We start from the raw sequence: 21,436 nt of genomic DNA on the forward strand, positions 1-21,436 counted from the left end.
AACACCGTGCCAAACAACAGAGAAATTTTATACTCCTTCATTTTAAGAATTGTAAATTTGTTTTTACACAATGAATAATGCAATCCTAAAAACACTATATGGTCTCTATTTTGCATTTCATTGCAATGCTCATATACATGATAATTTCACATTATCCTTTATTTTTCGTACTCCAATAAGACAAAAGCATCTCTGATAAAGACGGTCTGATTGAATCATATATTAAAGTGCGAATTCTAACCCAAATTCAATGAAAAATAGACACATGTGCTATTGGCTTTATTATAGAGAACACTGTTTTTTCTTAAAGATTCATTTTACCCTAAAAACTCTCTCATTTTAAAAGCAATAATAATCATTTTATCGCCCATAAGAAGCTGATAGGCTTTTAGAGACTAAGCCACAAAATCCAAAAGAAACAAAATCCCCTATAACCTCTCATCTCTCACTTCACTCCCATGAATCAGCGAATGTTTAAAGACGACGCTCAACCATTAATTTTTTAATCTCAGCAATTGCCTTAGCTGGATTTAGCCCCTTTGGACAAGTCTGCGCACAATTCATAATCGTGTGGCACCGATAAAGACGGAAAGGATCCTCTAAATTGTCAAGACGTTCACCACGCATCTCATCACGTGAATCAGCAATCCAACGATAAGCCTGCAATAAAATAGCTGGCCCCAAATAACGCTCACCATTCCACCAATAACTTGGACATGATGTCTGACAGCATGCACACAAAATACACTCATAAAGACCATCGATCTTTTGGCGATCGGAGTAACTTTGTAACCATTCCTTGGCAGGCTCAGGTGAAACGGTTTGCAACCAAGGTTCAATCACACGATGTTGCGCATAAAAATGTTTTAAATCAGGAACCAAATCTTTTACAACAGGCATGGAGGGCAAGGGATAAACCTTAATAGGATGCTTTACATCATCCATCCCCTTGGTACAAGCGAGCGTATTTGTTCCATCAATATTCATTGCACACGAACCACAAATACCTTCACGGCATGATCGGCGAAGTGTTAAAGTTGGATCAATGTGATTTTTAATGAACAATAACCCATCAAGAATCATAGGACCACAAGCAGAACGATCAACATAATAGGTATCCAGATGAGGATTTTCCTCATCATCAGGTGACCAACGGTAAATGTGAAATTCCGTCAATTTTGTAGCACCTTCAGGCTTAGGCCAAACTTTTCCCACTCTCACTTGAGAGTTTTGGGGAAGTCTTATTTGTACCATAATTGTTTCTCCCCTTAGTAAACACGTTTTTTAGGTGCAATGCGTTTTAAATCGATACCACCATCCACCTCAGATGTTAATGGATCAACATGAACAGGCCTATAGAATAAAGTCACCTTACCATCTTTTGATAAATGCGACAGCGTATGTTTACGCCAATTTTTATCGTCCCGATCTGGATAATCTTCACGCGCGTGAGCACCACGACTTTCTAAACGCGCCTCCGCCGAATGAACCGTTGTTACGGCATTAGCCATGAGATTCTCAAGTTCTAATGTTTCGACCAAATCAGAATTCCATATCAATGAACGATCTGTAACTTTAAGATCAGACAGTTCACCCCAGATTTCACCTATTCGCTGGCACCCTTGTTTGAGCGAATCTTCTGTACGAAAAACAGCAGCATCTTCCTGCATAGTCCGTTGCATTTTTTCACGCAATACAGCCGTTGGAATTTCACCTTGCGCAAAACGCAAACGATCAAAACGTGTCATAATTTCGTCGACAGCCGTCTCATTCAAAGGTGGAATTTCCGCATCTCGATCAATCACTTCACCGGCGCGAATTGCTGCAGCACGGCCAAAAACAACCAAATCAATCAATGAATTTGATCCCAAGCGGTTTGCACCGTGAACAGAAGCACAGCCTGCTTCACCCACAGCCATCAAGCCTGGCTGAACACGATCTGGTGAATCGGAGGTTGGATTAAGAACTTCGCCAAAGTAATTTGTGGGAATCCCTCCCATATTGTAGTGAACCGTTGGAAGAATAGGGATAGGCTCTTTTGTGACATCAACACCTGCAAAGATTCGTGCCGATTCAGAAATTCCTGGCAAACGTTCATGCAATATAGCAGGATCAATATGGCTGAGAACCAAATGGATATGATCCTTTTTGGGTCCCACACCACGCCCTTCACGAATTTCAATTGTTATACAACGCGACACCAAATCACGTGAAGCCAAATCTTTAAAGGAAGGCGCATAACGCTCCATAAAGCGCTCTCCTTCAGAATTGATCAAATATCCTCCTTCACCACGCGCTCCTTCTGTAATGAGACAGCCAGAACCATAAATACCGGTAGGATGAAATTGAACAAACTCCATATCCTGAAGAGGCAACCCAGCACGTGCAATCATGCCACCGCCATCGCCCGTACAAGTATGCGCTGATGTTGCGGAAAAATAAGCACGTCCATAACCGCCCGTCGCTAAAACAACCATCTTTGCAGAAAAACGGTGGATTGTGCCATCATCAAGATTCCATGCCACAACACCTGTACACACACCATCCGTCATGATGAGATCAAGCGCAAAATATTCAATAAAGAACTGTGCATTATGTTTTAAGCTCTGCCCATAAAGCGTATGCAAAATCGCATGCCCGGTACGATCAGCGGCTGCACACGTACGTTGAACAGGCGGACCTTCACCAAACTGTGTTGTATGCCCCCCAAAGGGACGTTGATAAATTTTCCCTTCTTCCGTACGCGAAAAAGGCACACCATAATGTTCTAATTCATAGACGGCAGCCGGTGCATGACGCACCAAATACTCCATTGCATCGGTATCACCCAACCAATCGGAACCCTTGACGGTATCGTATAAATGCCATTGCCAATTGTCGGGCCCCATATTTGAAAGTGAGGCTGCAATCCCCCCTTGTGCTGCGACGGTATGTGAACGCGTTGGGAAAACTTTTGTGATACAGGCTGTTTTTAACCCCTGCTCAGCCATACCAAGTGTTGCACGCAAACCAGCACCACCGGCACCGATAACAACAACATCAAACTTATGATCCACATAATGATAAGGAGCGTTACCTGACTTAGCACCAAGTGATGATCCTGTGCGTACCATATCGTTAGCCCCCCAATGCAATTTTCAAAAGGGCAAAAGTGATGACACCGCCCAAAACAAAACAAAACAAAATATTTAATACCAAGAATAATACCCTGAAACTTCCACGTGGAATATAATCTTCGATAACAACCTGCATTCCAAGCTTCATATGATAGAGAACCGAAAAAGCGAGAAGCCCCATTAAAATAGCAACGGCAGGATGTGCAAGCCGTGCGCGCACAACACTATAATCCTCCCCAACAAGCGAAATAATTAAAACAATGAAAAAGATCAAAAGCGGTAAATTGATAACACCTGTAAGACGTTGCATCCAAAAATGCTCTGTTCCCTCATGGGCACTTCCAAACCCACGTGCTTTTGCAAGATCTGTTCGAAAATCTTTCTTCATCCCTCTCTCTACCCCCAATTAGCTAAGGCTGTACCCAATAATCCAAATTGCAACAGTAATAATAAGAGAAATGAACACTGTTGCCCAAGCGGTCGCTGTTGCTTTTTCTTTAGCCAAAAGACAAGGTTTCATATCCCAAACAACATGACGAATACCACCAACCATGTGATGAACACCAGCAAGGGTATAAAGAAATAGAATACAAAGTCCTGGAAAAGAAGCATAAATCCCATGAACTATTCTAAATGCCTCAGCCCCACAGCTCACTGAAACTAACCAAACAGCGAGCAAGACTATTCCAAAATAAAGAGCCACACCAGTAATACGATGTGCAATTGACATCGCCATAGTGATAGGCCAACGATAAATACTCACATAAGGAGAACGCGGGCGCTCTTTCATCCTAATTATCTCTGTCATAAAATACCCTGACCTGACTTTACACCGCAACAGTATCATGAGCGACAACATTCGCACAAAACAACCCTGTGCATTATCATTTTCACTTGTTCGGCATCTCAAAGATACTCACATTACAGGTCGGTTGTCTCAAATAACGGATTAAAGGTCGCGCATAAAAAAAACCGATCATTTCACAGCTAAAAACCATAAAACTGGCTTCACTCTAATACAATTTTATCTTCACGTCAAAGGTCTAACACCATTTCTCTCATATAAACATGCATTTTTTCAAGGATACATAACTCTATTTCTAAACAGCAACGATAGACTTTCTAAAGTTCTAAACACAGGCACCATAGCAGAAAAATAAGGCATAGAAGTTCATAAACACGATAATTTTGAATCATCTTTAAAGCCATTTTTTATTTATAAATACGAATCATCAATAATAAAAAAAGCGGCATAAAAACCGCTTTTACATACCCCCCGAACAAAACAGTCTTGACGCACTCTATTCAGTGGCTTGTGTTACAGCCTCTCCTGAAACAGCTTTTTCTTCTACTTTCTCAACAGGTTTTTCGCTTTTTTTCCGGTAATCTCTCTTTTCAGCGATACGTGCAGCTTTACCTCTTAAACCACGAAGGTAATAAAGTTTCGCACGACGCACTTTACCCCGGCGCACAAGTTCAACAGCTTCAATTAAGGGAGAATACATTGGAAAGACACGTTCAACGCCCTCACCATAAGAAATTTTGCGCACTGTAAAAGTCTCATTCAATCCACCACCTGAACGTGCAATACAAATACCCTCATAGGCTTGAACACGCGTACGTGTACCTTCAGTCACACGCACCATAACACGGACGGTATCTCCCGGCTGAAAAGCAGGAAGCTGGCGTTTTGCTTCAATTTTTGCACATTGTTCAGCCTCAAGCTGTGCGATAATATTCATTTCTTTTATCCTTCATGTTCTTTATCGAACAGTCAGAGCGCTCAACTTTTACCCAAAAAAGCCCTCTTGATATAAAAAGAAATTCTTTAGGCTATGCTTTACACAGGAGCGAATACACCATTCCTTCATTTTAATTTTGGAACTATAGAAAACCCTTCACAGAAAAACTCTCTGCATGAGAAAGTGTCATGCAATACACCACCTTACAAAATGAATCAAGTTTTCTGACGATTTTTATCATAACGCGCATAAAGATCAGGACGACGTTGACGTGTTAACAACTCAGCTTGCTGTTGACGCCAATCCGCAATAGCTTTGTGATGACCGGATGTTAACACTGGCGGAATACCCCGTCCTTCGAAAAGAGAAGGACGTGTGTACTGAGGGTACTCAAGCAAATCATTTTCAAAACTTTCACATTTTGCAGAAGCCTCATTCCCCATCACTCCAGGAAGAAGACGTACAATCGCATCCAAAAGAACCATGGCTGCTGTTTCTCCCCCTGAAAGAATATAATCACCAACAGACACTTCTTCCAATTCCCGCGCGTCTATTATCCGCTCATCCACACCTTCAAAACGTCCACAAACCAATGTTATTCCTGATTTACAGGCTAAAGAGCGGGCATGGGTTTGGTTAAAAATCTTTCCACGTGGACTCATCAACAATCTTGGCGAATCATGTGGACAGCTATCAAGTGCAGCCGCTAACACATCTGCGCGCATCACCATACCAGCACCACCACCAGCCGGTGTATCATCAACACTATGGTGTTTATCCAAAGCAAAATCCCTAATCTGTACTATTTCCAGCGACCATATCCCTTGCGCCAAGGCTTGCCCAGCTAAAGAATAACTTAAAAGCCCAGGAAATATTTCAGGATAAAGTGTTAAAATGCGTGCTTGAAACCCCATATTTTTATTCTTTCATCCTTACTTGATAGACAAACTGGAAAAACCCGCACTCACCGATCCCACATCCAATATTATAGCAATTATGGCATAATATTTAAAACAAAATTCCTCATCTGCATTGTCTCAAGCGACCATACTTCTAACGCTAAAGCTAAATCTTGCTAAAGAATAACCGAAACGACCAGAAAAATTCAGGCTTAAAATGCTAAAATACGTATTTAAGACACAACATCTTACCCCTGATTCTCTTAATCCAAATGATTTTCTACCTTATTTTTTCCTTATCGCCCTTATTTCCCTTCTTATCATTCTGCAAACCAGCAGCCATAGGATCAACCACAAGAAAACCAGAAGAAATGCAAATTTCTGGCACTGCAGCTTTGCTAAAAGGGATCAGCGCCGTTTTGCGCATATTCAAGCGCACTTCAAGCAAATCACCAGCCCCAAAATTAAAGAACCCACTCACCTCACCCAAAGTTTGGCCCAAACAATCCTGAACACGAAGCCCAACTAAGTCGACCTGATAAAATTCATCCTCAGCCAAATCATCTTTCAATTGGTCACGTGCAACATAAAGATGAATGCCCTTTAAAGCTTCAGCGGCATTACGATCTTCAATCCCTTTAAAATGCACTATCGCATTCTTTTTTTGTACGCGAAGAGTAACAATTTCATAAGGACGTTCCCTCTCATCATAAAGAACACCATAGGTTTCAAGACGCTGTGGGTCAGCACCCAAAACCTTAACCAAAACATCTCCTTTTATACCATGAGCGGGACCAATAATGGCAAGATAGACTTTATTTTTTGGCTTTTGTTTATTATATTCCATTGTAAAAACATTATCTCTTAAAAACGAATCCTTCAGTCTCGTAATTTTCTTTTAATCTTGTTGCCATATTATAAATCTTTCCAAAAGACTTTTTGGTAACAAAAACAAATTAATAACAAGGAGAAGTCTTATGGCAAATGTTATGCTTTTTTATAAAAATATCACCCCAATCAACAAAGTGTCACACAAAAACCTCAAATATGCTCCTCCAAGTGATATGTCTTTTGCCAAAGATACACACTGGGTTCCTTTAGCCAGTAGTGAATATTTTCAAGCTGCTTTAGACTACCCGATTCTGTTTATGTGTGCGGAAGATGAACAAAAGAAACGGCACTATACATCTGCTGCTCTTGTCGGCCTTTCCAACGATGAAAATGACTATATCACCTCTGATAAAAGTTGGCAAAAAAACACTTATGTTCCCGCTTTTGTCCGTCGCTATCCTTTTGTTCTTGCTCAACTTCAAGATGACAAAGAACTTTCTGTTTGCTTTGATCAACAATCAGGCATGTTTAATGAAGTTGCAGGTACGGAACTTTTCAATTCCGATGGATCTGTTTCTCCTTTTATGGAAGAACGGATTCGTTTTCTGGAAAGCTTTAAAGTCGCTATGGAAAAAACCGCTGAGTTTATTGATGCCCTCGTGGATATGGATCTTTTAAGCCAAAAATCTATCAATGTGAAAAATGATAAAGGTCTTTCAGCACAATTAGAACATTTTTGGATTGTTGATAAAGAAAAACTGAATAAATTATCCGCCTCCCAGCTTGCTAAACTTCATAAGAATGGTTTTCTAGGTTTGATTTTTGCACACCTAATGTCTGCAAATAATCTTTTAAAAATACTCTCTCTAAAAGGTGAAAAGCAAATATCTAATCATGAAGAGCAACCAGAAAAAAAGAATGGCTATGCTCATGATGAAGAACATAAAGATGGAGAATTTCAAAAGAAAGAAACGCTCAATTAAGAAATGCCGATAAAAGATGACACGAGAAAAAACGAAAATGTCCCTCTCATTCCAGCAGATCCTGCCGTTTTAGCTGCACGGAAAAATTGGTTAGACACTCTTGTACAAACGCGTCGCATGGCTGTACAAACAGCACAAGCCTATGAACGTGACACACGACAGTTTTTATCTTTTCTTTGTCAACATTTAAGTCATGAGCCAACCTTTGATGACCTTGCCAATTTGCGCGTTACCGATTTACGTGCTTACCTAGCTTATCGCCGCACCCGCAATATAAGTGCGCGCTCTTTAAGCCGGGGTATGGCGGGGTTGCGTTCTTTTTTCAACTATCTCTCTCGCCAAGGCATTGTTCATATTCCTGCTGCAAAACTTGTTCGAACCCCAAAACAGCCCAAATCATTGCCAAAACCTTTGGAAATAAAATCAGCTCTCAATATCGTCAAACAAGAAAATCAACAGGAAAATGAACCATGGATCATTGCCCGCAACACAGCGGTTTTAGTCCTTCTTTATGGCTGTGGAATGCGGATATCTGAAGCCTTAAGCCTCACACCAGAACAATTTTCTGACCCAGAAAAAACAAGTTTATTTGTGACGGGAAAAGGGGGGAAAACACGGCTTATTCCTCTTATCAAAGTTGTGCATGAAGCTGTACAAAATTACCTTCAATGCTGCCCCTATCCGCTAAAAGAGAACCACCCCATGTTCCGCGGCGCTCGAGGTGGACCTTTACAGCCAGCTATTATTCAACGCGCTGTGCGAAATTTGCGTGTGCATCTTGGTTTACCAGAAACCGCAACTCCACACACACTGCGCCATTCCTTTGCCACCCATCTTTTATCACGTGGAGGCGATTTACGCACAATTCAAGAACTTCTCGGCCATGCTTGTCTTTCCACCACTCAAGTCTACACCCATATTGATACAAATTACCTCTTAGAAATTTATAAAAAAGCACATCCGCGTTCTTAAAAAAAACTGAAAAAATTAAACAGATTCAACCTCAAGTGCCAAAGCATGAACACAGGTTGCTAACTCTTTTTGTAAAACTTTGTAAATCGCTCGGTGGATTTCCACACGCGACATACCTGAAAAAGAAGAAGAAAGGATTTTCACCCGAAAATGCGTTTCTCCTTTACCATAAAAAGCGTGTTCATTATGCGGATGTCCTTCATGAAGGTGGCTTTCATTGATCACTTCAAGTTTCTGCGGATGAAAAGCTTCCTGAAGTTTGCTTTGAATCATTGTTTGAACTGTGATAGACATTTTCTATTCCTTCACAAAATATACCTTTCTCATTACCAAATAAATGTGAAAACAAATTTTTCAAAAGTCAATTCTTGTCAAATCAATTGAGTTTTCATAAATCTATAAACATGACAACAACATCTAAATTATTCGACTCAATTCGCATTAGCTCCAATAAAAAGCAAAAGGCTGCGCCAGAAGTGCAACAGTGCCAATGGCAAGGTTGTGAAAAAGCCGCCTCGCATAAAGCACCGGCAGGTCGAAATCATGAAGGGCAGTATCTGCATTTTTGCATCGATCACGTGCGCGCCTATAATAAAGATTTTAATTATTTCTCTGGTCTGAGTGATAAAGATATTGCAAAGTTCCAAAAAGATGCCCTCACGGGGCACCGCCCAACATGGCCTACAGACTTAAGCAATGGCACTTCCAAAAAAACAGCTGCGCATTATGCAAAGATTCGCTCTGGTACAGCAGCTTATCAAAATCGTATGCGCGATCCATTCACACTGTTTACCCAGCGTCATTCAACCCAAAATTCCTCACGAAAGTTAAAACCTTTAGAAGCCAAAGCTTTTGAAACATTGGGGTTACCAGCGAATGCTTCATCGGACACGATCAAAACAAAATATAAAGAACTGGTAAAAAAACACCACCCCGATTCCAATGGTGGCTGCCGTTCTTCAGAAGAGCGTTTTCGTGATGTTCTCAACGCCTATAATTTGCTCAAAAAATCTGGTTTGTGTTAAGAAAACTTCTAGCGATACAAATACATTTTCATTTTAACAATCGTCATTTTGCAAAACGCAATGTATCATAAAAGACCTCTTTTATATCCAAGGCTTTATGATAGGGCATTGCATAAATGTTCTAACTCTTGTATCGTTTTTTATGAATGAAAATAAATAGCGTCCTTTCCCTCCCAAAAAGCAATGACAGAAAAAAAACCTACAGTTGAAAATGTGCCGGATATTACAGTTTGTGCCCACGATATGTTTCATATTGATACAGACATAGAAGTTCCTGCTTTTAGCACAACAAGTCCCCATGTTCCCGCTGTTGATTCCGATTACCTTTTTGATCAGCAAACAACTTTAGCAATTTTAGCAGGTTTTGCATTTAACCGCCGTGTTATGGTTTCTGGCTATCACGGTACAGGGAAATCGACACATATCGAACAAGTTGCAGCACGTCTCAATTGGCCTTGTATCCGAATTAATCTCGACAGTCATGTGAGCCGTATCGACCTTGTGGGAAAAGATGCCATTGTTTTAAAAGATGGCTTACAAATTACGGAGTTTAAAGAAGGTATTTTGCCATGGGCTTATCAAAACAACATTGCTCTTGTTTTTGATGAATATGATGCAGGACGCCCTGATGTTATGTTTGTTATCCAACGTGTTCTTGAATCTTCTGGACAACTAAGCTTGCTTGACCAAAGCCGTGTCATCTCTCCACATCCGGCATTTCGTCTTTTTGCGACAGCAAACACCATTGGTCTTGGTGATACAACAGGGCTCTATCATGGGACACAACAAATCAATCAAGCGCAAATGGACCGCTGGTCTCTTGTAACGATATTAAATTATTTACCACATGATAAAGAAGTGGACATTGTTTGCTCAAAGGTCAAATCTTTTCAGACGACTGAAGGAAAACAGACAATTTCACAAATGGTCCATGTTGCTGATATGGTCCGCAAATCTTTTATCAATGGCGATCTCTCAACAGTCATGAGCCCGCGTACAGTGATCACTTGGGCAGAAAACACAACAATTTTTCAAGATGTTGGCTTTGCCTTTCGGCTCACATTTCTCAATAAATGTGATGAACTTGAACGTGCCACTGTAGCAGAATTTTATCAACGCGCCTTTGGACAAGAGCTTCCCGAATCGCTTATTCATGGTGTTTTGCCTTAAGGAATACCTCAATTATGACTGCAGACGTTGGCGATAACAACAACACTGTGACAAATGACTTTCCTAAAAATACTCTTGATAGTGAAACCTTTAAAAAAGCTCTTTCCAACTGTATCCGTGCAATTTCTGGCACTGCTGCTCTTGAAGTCGTCTTTAGTCATAACAAACCCTCTTTGAGCGAAAATCACGCGCGTTTACCCGAACTACCACACAATGCAACAGAGAAAGATATCACGATCACGCGTGGATTAGGCGATTCCATGGCTCTCCGCACAGCGTGGCATGATAAAGACATTCACACACAATTTTCCCCTCTAGAATCGGATGCACGTGCCGTCTTTGATGCGCTCGAGCAAACACGTGTTGAGGCAATTGGTACTTTATCCATGGAAGGGATTGCACAAAATCTTGATACCATGCTCGCCGATAAATATCAGCGCGCCCATTATCAAGAGATTAGCAGCCAAAGTGAAGCGCCCATCCAAGAAGCCATTGCGCTTTTATTACGTGAAAAAATAACAAAACGCCCTCCCCCAAAAGAAGCGGGACCTGTTTTGGAATTATGGCATCATATCATCGAAGAAAAAGCCGCAAGCGAGCTGAACAAACTACCACGCTACATTTACAATCAACATGCTTTTGCAAGGACTGTTCGTCAACTGCTTATTGCATTAAAAATGACAGTGCAACTTGAAGACGTTTTTGAAAGTGAAAATAACCAAAAGTTAAAAGACGAGTATGATTCCCAAAGTCAAACAGAAGAGGGGAAAGAAAACGAAAAACATGCCCAAAATAAAGAACAAACAACCACGGAACAAGAAAGCGATGCGCAAGACAAAGGAAAAACAGAAGCGACACAATCAAGCAGCGACGATCAGTCTGAAGAAGAGCAAGAAAGAAGCTCTTGGCAAGAAAAGTCGAATCAACCTAAACGCCTTTTCACTGTTTCAGAACAAATGGAAAAACTTGCTGATTATAAGATTTTTACCCGTCAATTTGATGAAGTTTTGGGAGCAACAGATTTTTGTTCTGAAAGTGAACTGGATGGTTTGCGTCGTTATCTTGATAAACAAATCAATCATCTCCAAAATATTGTTGGGCGGCTAGCAAACCGCTTGCAACGCCGTCTCATGGCACAACAAAACCGTAATTGGTATTTTGACCTTGAAGAAGGATATCTCGATACAGCAAAGCTGCCACGTCTGATTATTGATCCCATGCAACCACTCTCTTTTAAAAAAGAAAGCAATACCCAATTTCGGGATACTGTTGTTTCACTTCTTATTGATAATTCAGGATCAATGCGCGGGCGCCCCATTACTGTTGCAGCAAGTTGTGCGGATATTTTAGCACAAACTCTTGAGCGCTGTGGTGTCAAAGTTGAAATTTTAGGTTTTACCACAAAAACTTGGAAAGGAGGAAAATCACGCGAAAAGTGGCTCAAGCAAAACAAGCCGCTTCATCCTGGACGCCTTAATGATTTATGTCACATCATTTATAAAAGTGCTGATACGCCATGGCGCCGTGCACGACGCAATTTAGGTCTCATGATGCAAGAAGGATTGCTGAAAGAAAATATTGATGGTGAAGCATTAATTTGGGCACACCAACGCCTTTTATCACGACGTGAGCAACGCCGCATTCTTATGGTTATTTCTGACGGTGCCCCTGTTGATGATTCAACACTCTCCGTTAATTCCAGCAATTACCTTGAAAAACATTTACGCGCAGTGATTCAAGAGATCCAAACACATTCGCCTGTAGAACTTATTGCAATTGGCATTGGTCATGATGTCACACGCTATTATCAACGTGCTGTAACAATTATGAATGCTGAAGAACTCGCTAACGCCATAACAAAACAATTAGAAGCACTCTTTAGTGACAACAAATCTCATATTTATAAGAAGAATTCTTTTTGAATCAGCAACATTTACATTTAAAAAAATGACCTCTATCATTAGACCATCGGAATTTGATGGCTAACAACCTGAGAAGATAATCCTACAAATTGAATATCGAACTTTAAAGAAGCTTCTACTTTACTTGATGCATTATGAATTCCAAAAGAAATGCTCCATCCACCTTCAAAAATTATAATAAGTTTGTTTTTACTTTCTGGTTTTATTGCAACTGATAAAATTTTGCTTGGAATTCTCCATTTATGACCATATCCTAGAGTACCATTCAAATTAAAAGACTGAATAATCACCCGTTTTTGTTTAGACCTTGTATCTATCATAATCTTATAAAAGTCATAAGAACCTATAACATACTGAAACAATAGCTTCACAAATTTATCTTGATAATCTAAACAAAGCCTTTGAAGTTCTTTAGAGAAAGATTCTAAGATTGGAAGATAAATTTTACTTTCTTTATCATCTATGTCTCTAAAGAGCATTTTCTTATCTCTAAGTTCTGCTAAATAATCAAAAATAGGTCTAATTTCATTAAAATAAAAGCTGCGACAAGGATAACCTGTCCATTCTTTACCAAAATCTATTTTACTAGAAAGACGAGGATGTTTGATAGCGCTATGATTATGTTTTGCAGAAATACCAATAGGATTTTCAGGAACTTTTAAAATAATATCACGGACATCTCCTTTGATCCCAACAGAATCTTCCTGAAGAACAATAGTTTTCGTATTTCTAATATTTTTATCATGTAACTGTAAGAAAACAGCTGCTTCAATAGAAGCAAGATTTAAGAGCCTTTTTTCAATATCATTCAATAAATTATAAAAAGATTCCACTATTTGAAAAGATGAATAAACTCTATGGGAGCCTTTGTTGCTTTCTTAAAACCCATGGCTAAAGCATATTCAAAGGCTTTTCCATTTTCCACCTGATTCAGACGATTTCCTAAAGATCCTTACTCAAAATTACGAGTTCATTTGATTTTTTATTGTTTCCCATACCGTAAGTCCATTCAGGATTGAGCATTGTATAGCCGTTATAAAGCTCTCTAACTTCCACACAATCATTATAAGATAAAACCCATCCTTGACGCTTTCTCAAAAGATCAGCAAGAGCTTGATAATCAAAAGAATTATCTTTATCGCCTTTGTGACCGTAAAGTTTTTGATTAATAAAATACGGAGGAACACAATAAAGAAAATCGTTAAAGTGTTTAGGAATACTTTCTGTAAAATCTCTGTGTTCCACTGTGAAATTTTCAATCTTAAAATCTTTAAGCCGTTCAATAGAACGATAATTGAATCGGAGATGTCTTGGAAACATACCACCGAAAGTGTTGTTCCAGAAAAAGAAGAGCGATTAAAAGCAAAAAACGGCAGCAATCTCTAATTGATTTTTAATATTCCCAAAAGTTTTTTGGAGATTATAAAACATTGCAGGAGTCATATCTTCATATTCTCTCACTTTTTCTGCAAGAGCTGAAGCATCTCTCAAAAGCATTTGCCAAAAATAACAAGCGGCTTAAAAGCATCATAAGCATAAACCTTTGTTCCTCTTTTTGCTAAGGTTAATTCAATTGAACCTCCTCCTACCAAAGGAGAACATAAAGTTTTTTGTTTCCTGATGTAGTTATTAATAATCATAGGAACAGCACGACTTTTCCCTCTCGGATAACGAAGAGGTGATTTTACAATAGATAGCTCAATAAGCTTTCTCTTTTTTTCAAGGAAGTTAATACCAAATTATCAAATAAAACCTCTCTATGATCTATTTGATTTATCATTTTGTTCATACTATCAGCTCCAAGTATTGCATTTTCTAACTTACAATTATCTGAAATAAACACTCGAAGCGTTTGCCAAGTTTTATCGAGATCGGATTATAAAAGATTATAAATTTATTAACATACCTATGCAAACATTGGCTACTAAAATAATGATAAATACCAGTATAGCCACACCTTAAAACTACCAAAAAGGATTTAATACAATTGGTATTTACTTTTCTATTTATATACACCCAAGCATGTATCGAACCATTTTTATCTTTATAAGAACCAAGCTTCTTATCGCTCAAATAATCATCTGTAAGAAACCATAGCTCCTAAAAAGACATTTTTTGGCTTCTACAAGAGCTTTACTATCTGTTTTTAATACTGATAAGATACTCTTATCCCACATCACCTCATGTTGAATCAGTCAAAAGCATTTCCTTACACATCAAAGATAATGTATAGATAAATACCATCTGAGAAATGATCAAAATGCCCCTTATGAATCGAAGCCTCTCCAATAGTGCCCTTACAGAACATAGAGCACTATCATCTTTCCTTTAGCCAAAACAAAAATGATTATTGATTCCCAACAAAAGACGAATCATCTTTTGAGTAACCTTGGTAAAGGGGGATTCTCACGACTCTAAGGATTGCTCCATAAGGAATAAGCATAAACAGGCTCATAATAATTTTTATTGAAAAGTCGCCCAAAGCCAGAGAGAGCCAAACGGGCATATCAATCCCCAAGAAAACAGCACTTTCTACATGTGAACTATCAGCATAACCTGTTATCTGATCGACAAAGGCAAAAAAACTCGAAAAAGCAAGAGCAAAAAACATCACAGTGTCTAAAGCTGACCCCACCAAGGCTGCGGCCAAAGGTGCCTTCCACCATGTTTTCCGCCGCAAAGGAGTAAACACAAAGATATCAAGCAGCTGCCCAAATAGGAATGCACAACTAGAAGCAATTGCTATCCGTGGTGTCGCCAAAATCCAAGAAACGACAACACCAGCAAAAAAACCAGCATAAACTACACGCCGCGCCGCAGCTGGACCATAAAAACGATTTGTTAAATCATTGATCAGAAACGCAAATGGATAGGTAAAAGCACCATACGTCAACAATTCATTCAAGCCGAACCAATAGACAGGATACTGCACCAAAATATTAGAAGCAACCACCACCAAGCACATTGCAAGAATAGAAAAAACAATATGCCTTTTTTTTTGCCGTTCTAATAAAGGATCGCGTATTGAGAACATTTTTTTTAACCTGGGGAATGGAACCAACAAAATACAGCAATCAAAAACTCAAAAGCTTTAAAAAAGATACCTCTAGCATAAACTGGCATAAAGAAAAAATCATCCAGCTTTGGAAGCAACAAAGACAATTATGCTGTTTGCTCAACTTTTTGTTCAGCTTTTTTCTTAACGATTTGACGTTTTAATAAACGCGCACGTTGCGACAATTCTTTATCATCAGCTTTGACCAAAAAACTATCCAGACCACCACGGTGCTCAACAGAACGCAGAGCATTCGCTGAAACACGCAAACGGTAACTTTGCTGTAACACTTCCGAAATTAAAGTCACATTACAAAGGTTTGGTAAAAAACGACGACGGGTTTTATTATTCGCATGGCTAACATTATTGCCATAGAGAACTGTCTTTCCTGTCAATTCGCAAGCACGGGACATGGATCCACCTTTAAACTCTAAGAAACTCTTTAATCCCAACACCCGAAAAACGGAATGAATGCAAAAAAGCACACCACCCCTTTAAGGGGCATCGTTGAGAAGTTGTGTTTCTAATAGGGTGTCTCTCACAAAAGGTCAAGTCTTTTGTAAACTCCTTATGTAAAGCTTTTTACATCCTTTATAGGTGAATTCTTTCATTTTTTTATAAAGTTCCGTAAAAAACATCCAAAACATTTTTTTTCATATCCACCGTGCTAAAAACATATTTAATCTTTTAAAAGGAAGCGTTCATCATGAGTACAATAAATCATTCCATGACAAAGCTCCAACAAAAACATATTCGTTTTTCTTCACTCTTGTTCAGCATTTTATGTCTATGTTTTTTTCTTCTCTTTTGCGCACTAGGTGTATGGCAAATTCAACGACTAAATTGGAAAACAAAGCTCATCACATATGCCAATCAGCGTGTACATTTACCTCCGATAAAAGCACCAGACCAAGATCAATGGAAGCATATTACTTTTGAAAAAGACGAATATCGACCTGTCATGATCACAGGAAAGTTTCTTAGGGATAAAGATATTTTCGTCACTGCGATTGCTCAAAACACCACTGGCTACTGGGTTTTGACCCCTTTACAAACAGCGGACAACACACTCACCTTTGTGAATCGTGGTTTTATCCCCATGGATGCACGCCATGATTTTCAAAACACTGAACAATCACACAATTATAGCCCAAATTCTACCAGTGATCCAAAGCAAACCACAATCATCGGTTTATTACGCATGAGTGAAAAAAATGAATTTTTCCCACGCAAAAATAATCCTGACAACAATTTATGGTATACGCGTGATCTTCCTGCCATGGCACAAAAACTTGGATTGTCTTCTGTTGCCCCTTATTTTATTGATGCAGGAAAAGAAACAGCCTCACAAGAATTTCTTCCCATTCCTGGTCTCACGACTGTGCACTTTCGAAACAGTCATCTTGCCTATGCTATCACATGGTTTATCTTAGCTGCTGGTGCTCTAGGAGCCTCTCTTTTTCTGCTGCAGCAAAAAAGCTAAAAAAGACAAAAACTCTCCTGGAAAGCGAAACTCTTCTAAGAAACACGGTCTCATCTGGCTTTAAGAAACCATATTCTCCAACACATTATACCTCTCTATAGAGAGCTTATGAACAAGAGAGTTCACGAACCACACCCTGTACTGTTCTTTGAAACAGCCCATGCCAGCCCGGTAAAATACATAAAGCCTCCTCTTCAAGTGCTCTCTTACTGTAGCCGAAATGAAGAAAAAAGCACCTGCTCTCTTTTCATAACAAAGTGCTCTTAAACAAATCTTAAGAACACTTACGAGAATAACGGCGTGCAATCGAATCAATATTACCGCGACAAATGCCAAGATCATTGAGCTCGTCTGCTGAAAGGCGGCTCAACGCGTTCACTGTCCGACGATAACGACGCCAATTATCATAAAAACGCATAATACTCATGTTTTTTACTCAAAATTTACCTTAAAAACATAAAATAAAACAAATTTGAAAAAAAAGATGTGCCATAATTTCAAAACAGGCATACATATACAGCATAAGAAAATCATATTTAGAATGAGTATTTGATTTTTACTAATATTTGTTTTTAGAAATACCACTGTTTCTTTTTAAAAATAAATGACACAATCTTTCATTTCTGAGTCTTTATAGGCATATAACACATTGATTCATAAGGATAACTTGTCGTTTCTTACCTGGAATCACAATCCCGAATACCCCATAAGATTCTCTCATCTCAAACCACTTCATGTTGAATCAATTTTATTCACTTAGCTTTACACTATCAGTGATTGGCATATGGATAAAAATGAGTGAGGAAAGAAGGAAAAATGCCTCTCATGAAGCCTTCATGCAAGGGCTGTCGCAATCCCATGCGCTGGTAAAGTGAATGATGGCGCCGAGCTTTTCACCTTTATAAACATAAAGATGGTGGTGCTCAATGGACTATCGGTATAAAATTCACCCACACAGCCATGAAATGGGCTTAGGGGCTTCCCAGACATGTTTCTTTAAAACAAACCCGTAAACATGCAACGTGAGTGGCGTTCTGTTCTACGTGAAAAGTCTTTATCACCATGCTTTTTTATTGAAAAATTTATTTCATTTTATCGCATAGATGTTTTTAAAAATTCTTATAGAGCAAAATAATTGTTGCACATTTTGAACCAACAAAACGGATCTCTTTCAAAGAAAGCCTCCATTAAAAAGCGTTCATAGTGAAAACTGCTTCTCTCCATAAAAACCAAACCATGAAGATCAACTGCGGTAATAGTTTCCTTATCAGTCTTGATATTCTTTATCACAGACTTAAGACTCCAAGTAAAATAACCTTAGTTATAAAGCATTAATTTATAATGATAATTTATTATTTTGTTTCTTAAACGCAAATACAGAGTCCATAAGATACGCTCATTTCAAACCCTTTTCATCATAGCTCTATCAAAACCCTTCCCCAGCAAGTCTTTAAGAGAAAGAAATATAAAAGCATTTTAGAAAGAATAAAAATACCCCTCATGAATCGTCTCAATACAAAAACCGCAGCAGACATTGACAACTGTAGAAGAGAATATCGCACAGATTCGTTCCACCAATTCCCGCAACGGTTTATGTAACTACAAACTTTTTGCGCAATAAACAGCGCATGCTAAATCACAAGCTTTTATTCGAAAGAGTCCTTATTCAAAAGAAGCATTAAAATCATTAATGGCGAAAATGCCGCACACCTGTAAAAACCATTGCTAAACCATGGGCATCCGCTGCAGCAATAACTTCTTCATCGCGCATGGATCCTCCCGGCTGAATCACGGCTGTTGCACCAGCTTCAACAGCTGCAAGCAACCCATCTGAAAAAGGAAAAAATGCATCCGAGGCAACCACTGATCCTTTCGTAAGCGATTCTCTTAAGCCTGCCCTTTGTGCACTTTCTTCAGCCTTAGAGGCAGCGATTTTTGCTGAATCAACACGGCTCATCTGGCCGGCGCCAATCCCAACTGTTGCACTATCCTTTGCATAAACAATAGCATTGGATTTAACATGTTTGACCACACGAAAAGCGAACTGAAGATCACGCATTTCATCTTGGCTTGGTGCCCGTTTTGTTACCACCTGCATCTTAAGATCATCAACCACCACATTATCACGCGACTGCACTAAAACGCCCCCTGCAAGCGTTTTAGCAACAAGCCCTTCACCACGTGGATCAGGAAGACCATCCGTTATAAGCAAACGAAGATTTTTTTTCCTTGCAATCACTTCACGAGCAGCCATTGTTGCCTCAGGCGCAATAATCACTTCTGTGAAAATTTTGATAATCTCTTCTGCACATTCTTCATCAAGAGGCTGATTTAACGCTATAATCCCACCAAACGCAGATACGTTATCACACATAAGCGCTTTTAAATAAGCTTCTTTTAAACTCTTCCCTTCTGCAACACCACAAGGATTAGCATGTTTAATAAGAGCAACAGCGGCGCTTCTTTGAGGATCAAATTCTGCTACAAGTTCAAATGCCGCATCTGTATCATTCATATTGTTGTAAGAAAGTGCTTTACCTTGCAAAAGTTTTGCTGTTGCAACACCAAAACGCTTCTCGCTATTGCGATAAAATGCTGCTTTTTGATGTGGGTTTTCCCCATAACGCATAACATCTTCAAGATGACCAGAAAAACTCTGCCACGCTGGTGTTTCAATTTTTAAATTCTGCGCAAACCACGCTGCTATTGCCGTATCATAAGCAGCTGTATGTGCATAAGCACGCATGGCTAACTGACGGCGCAAAGACAAACTTAAACACCCATCATGTTGCTTTAATTCAGCCAAAACCAAATCATAATCACTTACCGCAGTTATCACACCGGTATAAGCGTGATTCTTTGCTGCTGCACGAATCATTGCGGGTCCGCCAATATCGATATTTTCAAGAACCGTTTGATCATCAGCACCAGATTGAACCGTCTCTTCAAAGGGATAAAGATTCACCACCAGAAGATCAATTCCATAAATATCATGCTTTTCCATAGCATCTTTATGGCTAGGATTCTCTCTTACTCCCAAAAGAGCACCATGAATCAAGGGGTGTAATGTTTTGACGCGTCCATCCATGATTTCTGGAAATCCTGTAACTTCAGAAACATCTTTTACAGGTAAACCAGCTGCCATTAAGGTCTTTGCTGTTCCTCCTGTCGAAATCAACTCAACACCATAGGCGTGAAGTGCTTGTGCAAACGCAATCACACCTGTCTTATCAGATACAGAAAGAAGAACACGACGAACCCTATGAAGATCAGGTATGGGAAATTTTTTTGCAACAATGCCCATAATAAGAAGAATCCTAAAATGAAATGGTCAAAATCAAACGAAATAAGCTTTTGTGTTTATAGCACATGCCATGATTAAAATATACTGAAAGGATAAAATCTCTTGTTTTTAACACATCAAAAAGAGCCCATGTTTAGCCATGTACCAAAGAATCAAACGCTCTCTCACGAATGGCGAATAAAACGCCAAAGAACTTTTTCCTGAACTGCAGGGCAGAAATACAAAACAAGCCCATATCCATAACACACTAAGAGGGTACGTGCTTTGGCTGTTGTCTGTAAATCAACATCCAATCCTCATGCAGCAGCATGTTTGAAACAAAGATTAAGATTAAAACGAATGAGCGCTTTCTCTGCTATTGCAGCTTTTGTATGCCATATGGGAGCAAACATACTGCATATATCTGCTTATACAATCTCTATGAAATGGGAAGACAACCTCATTTGGAGAGCACATAAAGTTGTAAAAATAAAAACCAATACCCATCCTTACCCATCACCCTTGAATGCGGCTTTACGGCTTTCAAAAGCCTCTAAAGCAATATCTTTAAGAGAATGAAGGTATGCATTGCCTCATGCTTTTGTTTCTTATGTTCTTTAATGGGGTCACACCCTTCACGCAAAATAGAACGCCATCCACGTTGCATATTCACGGGTTTGTTTTAAAGAGACATATCTTAGAAACCCCTAAGCTCATTTCGCGGCGGTGTGGATGAATTGTATAGCGATAGATCCATTGAGTACCAACATCTTCACGTTTATAAAGCTGAAAAGCCGGCACCATCACTCACTTTACTAGCGCATGAGCATTGCCAACAATCCTTGCATGAAGGCGGTTCATGAGAGGCATTTTTCCTTCTTTCCTCACTCATTTTTATCCACATGCCAATCCTGCTTACGGTGTAAAGCCAAGTGAACAAAATTGACTCAATATC

The 21,436-nt window shown here is 39.3% G+C and carries 20 protein-coding genes and 1 pseudogene; 6 read left to right on the top strand and 15 right to left on the bottom strand.

The annotated features are described in order from the left end of the window. Positions 1 to 474: 474 nt before the first annotated feature. The 7 genes from BN67_RS04425 to rimM form a co-directional block, all read right to left on the bottom strand. Complete coding sequence (locus BN67_RS04425; RefSeq protein ID WP_019222937.1) at positions 475 to 1,254, bottom strand: succinate dehydrogenase iron-sulfur subunit; 780 nt, start codon at positions 1,252 to 1,254, stop codon at positions 475 to 477. A gap of 14 nt (positions 1,255 to 1,268) precedes the next feature. Then, positions 1,269 to 3,113 (bottom strand): succinate dehydrogenase flavoprotein subunit, encoded by a 1,845-nt coding sequence (sdhA, locus tag BN67_RS04430; protein ID WP_019222938.1) that lies wholly within the window; start codon positions 3,111 to 3,113, stop codon positions 1,269 to 1,271. 4 nt (positions 3,114 to 3,117) lie between these two features. Next, positions 3,118 to 3,504 (bottom strand): succinate dehydrogenase, hydrophobic membrane anchor protein, encoded by a 387-nt coding sequence (gene sdhD, locus BN67_RS04435; RefSeq protein ID WP_019222939.1) that lies wholly within the window; start codon positions 3,502 to 3,504, stop codon positions 3,118 to 3,120. 18 nt (positions 3,505 to 3,522) lie between these two features. Further along, the gene (gene sdhC / locus BN67_RS04440) at positions 3,523 to 3,924 is read right to left on the bottom strand and encodes a succinate dehydrogenase, cytochrome b556 subunit (protein ID WP_026088168.1); all 402 of its coding nucleotides are present in this window, start codon (positions 3,922 to 3,924) and stop codon (positions 3,523 to 3,525) included. Between the two features lie 493 nt (positions 3,925 to 4,417). Further along, entirely contained in the window at positions 4,418 to 4,858 is a 441-nt protein-coding gene (gene rplS / locus BN67_RS04445) for a 50S ribosomal protein L19 (protein ID WP_019222941.1), read from the bottom strand. A 215-nt stretch (positions 4,859 to 5,073) separates the two neighbouring features. Then, entirely contained in the window at positions 5,074 to 5,772 is a 699-nt protein-coding gene (gene trmD, locus BN67_RS04450) for a tRNA (guanosine(37)-N1)-methyltransferase TrmD (RefSeq protein WP_019222942.1), read from the bottom strand. A gap of 265 nt (positions 5,773 to 6,037) precedes the next feature. Beyond that, a complete protein-coding gene (gene rimM, locus BN67_RS04455) occupies positions 6,038 to 6,604 on the bottom strand; it encodes a ribosome maturation factor RimM (protein WP_019222943.1) in 567 nt (188 codons plus the stop codon). Positions 6,605 to 6,734: 130 nt separating this feature from the next. On the opposite strand from rimM, the gene BN67_RS04460 reads away from it, so the two are divergent. Further along, the gene (locus BN67_RS04460) at positions 6,735 to 7,571 is read left to right on the top strand and encodes a SapC family protein (RefSeq protein WP_019222944.1); all 837 of its coding nucleotides are present in this window, start codon (positions 6,735 to 6,737) and stop codon (positions 7,569 to 7,571) included. Positions 7,572 to 7,574: 3 nt separating this feature from the next. Then, the gene (locus BN67_RS04465) at positions 7,575 to 8,543 is read left to right on the top strand and encodes a tyrosine recombinase XerC (protein ID WP_019222945.1); all 969 of its coding nucleotides are present in this window, start codon (positions 7,575 to 7,577) and stop codon (positions 8,541 to 8,543) included. A 15-nt stretch (positions 8,544 to 8,558) separates the two neighbouring features. Here BN67_RS04465 and BN67_RS04470 read toward each other — a convergent pair whose 3' ends face one another. Next, complete coding sequence (locus BN67_RS04470; protein ID WP_019222946.1) at positions 8,559 to 8,837, bottom strand: BolA family protein; 279 nt, start codon at positions 8,835 to 8,837, stop codon at positions 8,559 to 8,561. Positions 8,838 to 8,947: 110 nt separating this feature from the next. On the opposite strand from BN67_RS04470, the gene BN67_RS04475 reads away from it, so the two are divergent. From BN67_RS04475 to cobT, 3 genes are all read left to right on the top strand, one after another. Next, positions 8,948 to 9,568: a J domain-containing protein gene (locus BN67_RS04475; RefSeq protein ID WP_019222947.1), complete on the top strand. Its 621-nt coding sequence runs from the start codon at positions 8,948 to 8,950 to the stop codon at positions 9,566 to 9,568. Positions 9,569 to 9,751: 183 nt separating this feature from the next. Then, a complete protein-coding gene (cobS, locus tag BN67_RS04480; RefSeq protein ID WP_019222948.1) occupies positions 9,752 to 10,738 on the top strand; it encodes a cobaltochelatase subunit CobS in 987 nt (328 codons plus the stop codon). 14 nt (positions 10,739 to 10,752) lie between these two features. Further along, positions 10,753 to 12,660 carry a cobaltochelatase subunit CobT gene (cobT, locus tag BN67_RS04485; protein WP_019222949.1) on the top strand — a complete coding sequence of 636 codons (1,908 nt, stop codon included), beginning with the start codon at positions 10,753 to 10,755 and terminating at the stop codon, positions 12,658 to 12,660. A gap of 38 nt (positions 12,661 to 12,698) precedes the next feature. Here cobT and BN67_RS11585 read toward each other — a convergent pair whose 3' ends face one another. The 4 genes from BN67_RS11585 to rpmB form a co-directional block, all read right to left on the bottom strand. Next, positions 12,699 to 13,493, bottom strand: coding sequence for a HaeIII family restriction endonuclease (locus BN67_RS11585; protein ID WP_019222950.1), 795 nt, complete (start codon positions 13,491 to 13,493; stop codon positions 12,699 to 12,701). Positions 13,494 to 13,602: 109 nt separating this feature from the next. Continuing rightward, the gene (locus tag BN67_RS04500; protein WP_019222952.1) at positions 13,603 to 13,980 is read right to left on the bottom strand and encodes a DNA adenine methylase; all 378 of its coding nucleotides are present in this window, start codon (positions 13,978 to 13,980) and stop codon (positions 13,603 to 13,605) included. 1,027 nt (positions 13,981 to 15,007) lie between these two features. After that, a complete protein-coding gene (locus BN67_RS04510; protein ID WP_019222955.1) occupies positions 15,008 to 15,694 on the bottom strand; it encodes a queuosine precursor transporter in 687 nt (228 codons plus the stop codon). Positions 15,695 to 15,822: 128 nt separating this feature from the next. Continuing rightward, positions 15,823 to 16,128, bottom strand: coding sequence for a 50S ribosomal protein L28 (rpmB, locus tag BN67_RS04515; protein ID WP_019222956.1), 306 nt, complete (start codon positions 16,126 to 16,128; stop codon positions 15,823 to 15,825). 293 nt (positions 16,129 to 16,421) lie between these two features. Here rpmB and BN67_RS04520 point away from each other — a divergent pair, with 293 nt between their 5' ends. Beyond that, positions 16,422 to 17,198: an SURF1 family protein gene (locus BN67_RS04520; RefSeq protein ID WP_026088169.1), complete on the top strand. Its 777-nt coding sequence runs from the start codon at positions 16,422 to 16,424 to the stop codon at positions 17,196 to 17,198. Between the two features lie 274 nt (positions 17,199 to 17,472). On the opposite strand, the gene BN67_RS13555 is transcribed toward BN67_RS04520, so the two are convergent. The 3 genes and pseudogenes from BN67_RS13555 to BN67_RS14800 form a co-directional block, all read right to left on the bottom strand. Beyond that, the gene (locus BN67_RS13555) at positions 17,473 to 17,625 is read right to left on the bottom strand and encodes a DUF1127 domain-containing protein (RefSeq protein ID WP_083871974.1); all 153 of its coding nucleotides are present in this window, start codon (positions 17,623 to 17,625) and stop codon (positions 17,473 to 17,475) included. A 1,260-nt stretch (positions 17,626 to 18,885) separates the two neighbouring features. Beyond that, the gene (gene purH / locus BN67_RS04535) at positions 18,886 to 20,502 is read right to left on the bottom strand and encodes a bifunctional phosphoribosylaminoimidazolecarboxamide formyltransferase/IMP cyclohydrolase (RefSeq protein ID WP_019222960.1); all 1,617 of its coding nucleotides are present in this window, start codon (positions 20,500 to 20,502) and stop codon (positions 18,886 to 18,888) included. 299 nt (positions 20,503 to 20,801) lie between these two features. Further along, positions 20,802 to 21,351, bottom strand: a pseudogene (locus BN67_RS14800) (integrase arm-type DNA-binding domain-containing protein); the annotation flags it as partial. Positions 21,352 to 21,436 lie beyond the last annotated feature (85 nt).

The sequence above is a fragment of the Bartonella rattaustraliani AUST/NH4 genome (assembly GCF_000312565.1).
Classification (GTDB): domain Bacteria; phylum Pseudomonadota; class Alphaproteobacteria; order Rhizobiales; family Rhizobiaceae; genus Bartonella; species Bartonella rattaustraliani.

Coding starts and splice junctions, on each gene's coding strand:
- rpmB (WP_019222956.1), bottom strand. CDS start 16,128: ATGTCCCGTGCTTGCGAATTGACAGGAAAGACAGTTCTCTATGGCAAT.
- rplS (WP_019222941.1), bottom strand. CDS start 4,858: ATGAATATTATCGCACAGCTTGAGGCTGAACAATGTGCAAAAATTGAA.
- BN67_RS04510 (WP_019222955.1), bottom strand. CDS start 15,694: ATGTTCTCAATACGCGATCCTTTATTAGAACGGCAAAAAAAAAGGCAT.
- BN67_RS04520 (WP_026088169.1), top strand. CDS start 16,422: ATGAGTACAATAAATCATTCCATGACAAAGCTCCAACAAAAACATATT.
- cobT (WP_019222949.1), top strand. CDS start 10,753: ATGACTGCAGACGTTGGCGATAACAACAACACTGTGACAAATGACTTT.
- BN67_RS04475 (WP_019222947.1), top strand. CDS start 8,948: ATGACAACAACATCTAAATTATTCGACTCAATTCGCATTAGCTCCAAT.
- BN67_RS04500 (WP_019222952.1), bottom strand. CDS start 13,980: ATGTTTCCAAGACATCTCCGATTCAATTATCGTTCTATTGAACGGCTT.
- BN67_RS13555 (WP_083871974.1), bottom strand. CDS start 17,625: ATGAGTATTATGCGTTTTTATGATAATTGGCGTCGTTATCGTCGGACA.
- sdhA (WP_019222938.1), bottom strand. CDS start 3,113: ATGGTACGCACAGGATCATCACTTGGTGCTAAGTCAGGTAACGCTCCT.
- BN67_RS04465 (WP_019222945.1), top strand. CDS start 7,575: ATGCCGATAAAAGATGACACGAGAAAAAACGAAAATGTCCCTCTCATT.
- BN67_RS04460 (WP_019222944.1), top strand. CDS start 6,735: ATGGCAAATGTTATGCTTTTTTATAAAAATATCACCCCAATCAACAAA.
- rimM (WP_019222943.1), bottom strand. CDS start 6,604: ATGGAATATAATAAACAAAAGCCAAAAAATAAAGTCTATCTTGCCATT.
- BN67_RS04425 (WP_019222937.1), bottom strand. CDS start 1,254: ATGGTACAAATAAGACTTCCCCAAAACTCTCAAGTGAGAGTGGGAAAA.
- trmD (WP_019222942.1), bottom strand. CDS start 5,772: ATGGGGTTTCAAGCACGCATTTTAACACTTTATCCTGAAATATTTCCT.
- sdhD (WP_019222939.1), bottom strand. CDS start 3,504: ATGAAGAAAGATTTTCGAACAGATCTTGCAAAAGCACGTGGGTTTGGA.
- cobS (WP_019222948.1), top strand. CDS start 9,752: ATGACAGAAAAAAAACCTACAGTTGAAAATGTGCCGGATATTACAGTT.
- sdhC (WP_026088168.1), bottom strand. CDS start 3,924: ATGACAGAGATAATTAGGATGAAAGAGCGCCCGCGTTCTCCTTATGTG.
- purH (WP_019222960.1), bottom strand. CDS start 20,502: ATGGGCATTGTTGCAAAAAAATTTCCCATACCTGATCTTCATAGGGTT.
- BN67_RS04470 (WP_019222946.1), bottom strand. CDS start 8,837: ATGTCTATCACAGTTCAAACAATGATTCAAAGCAAACTTCAGGAAGCT.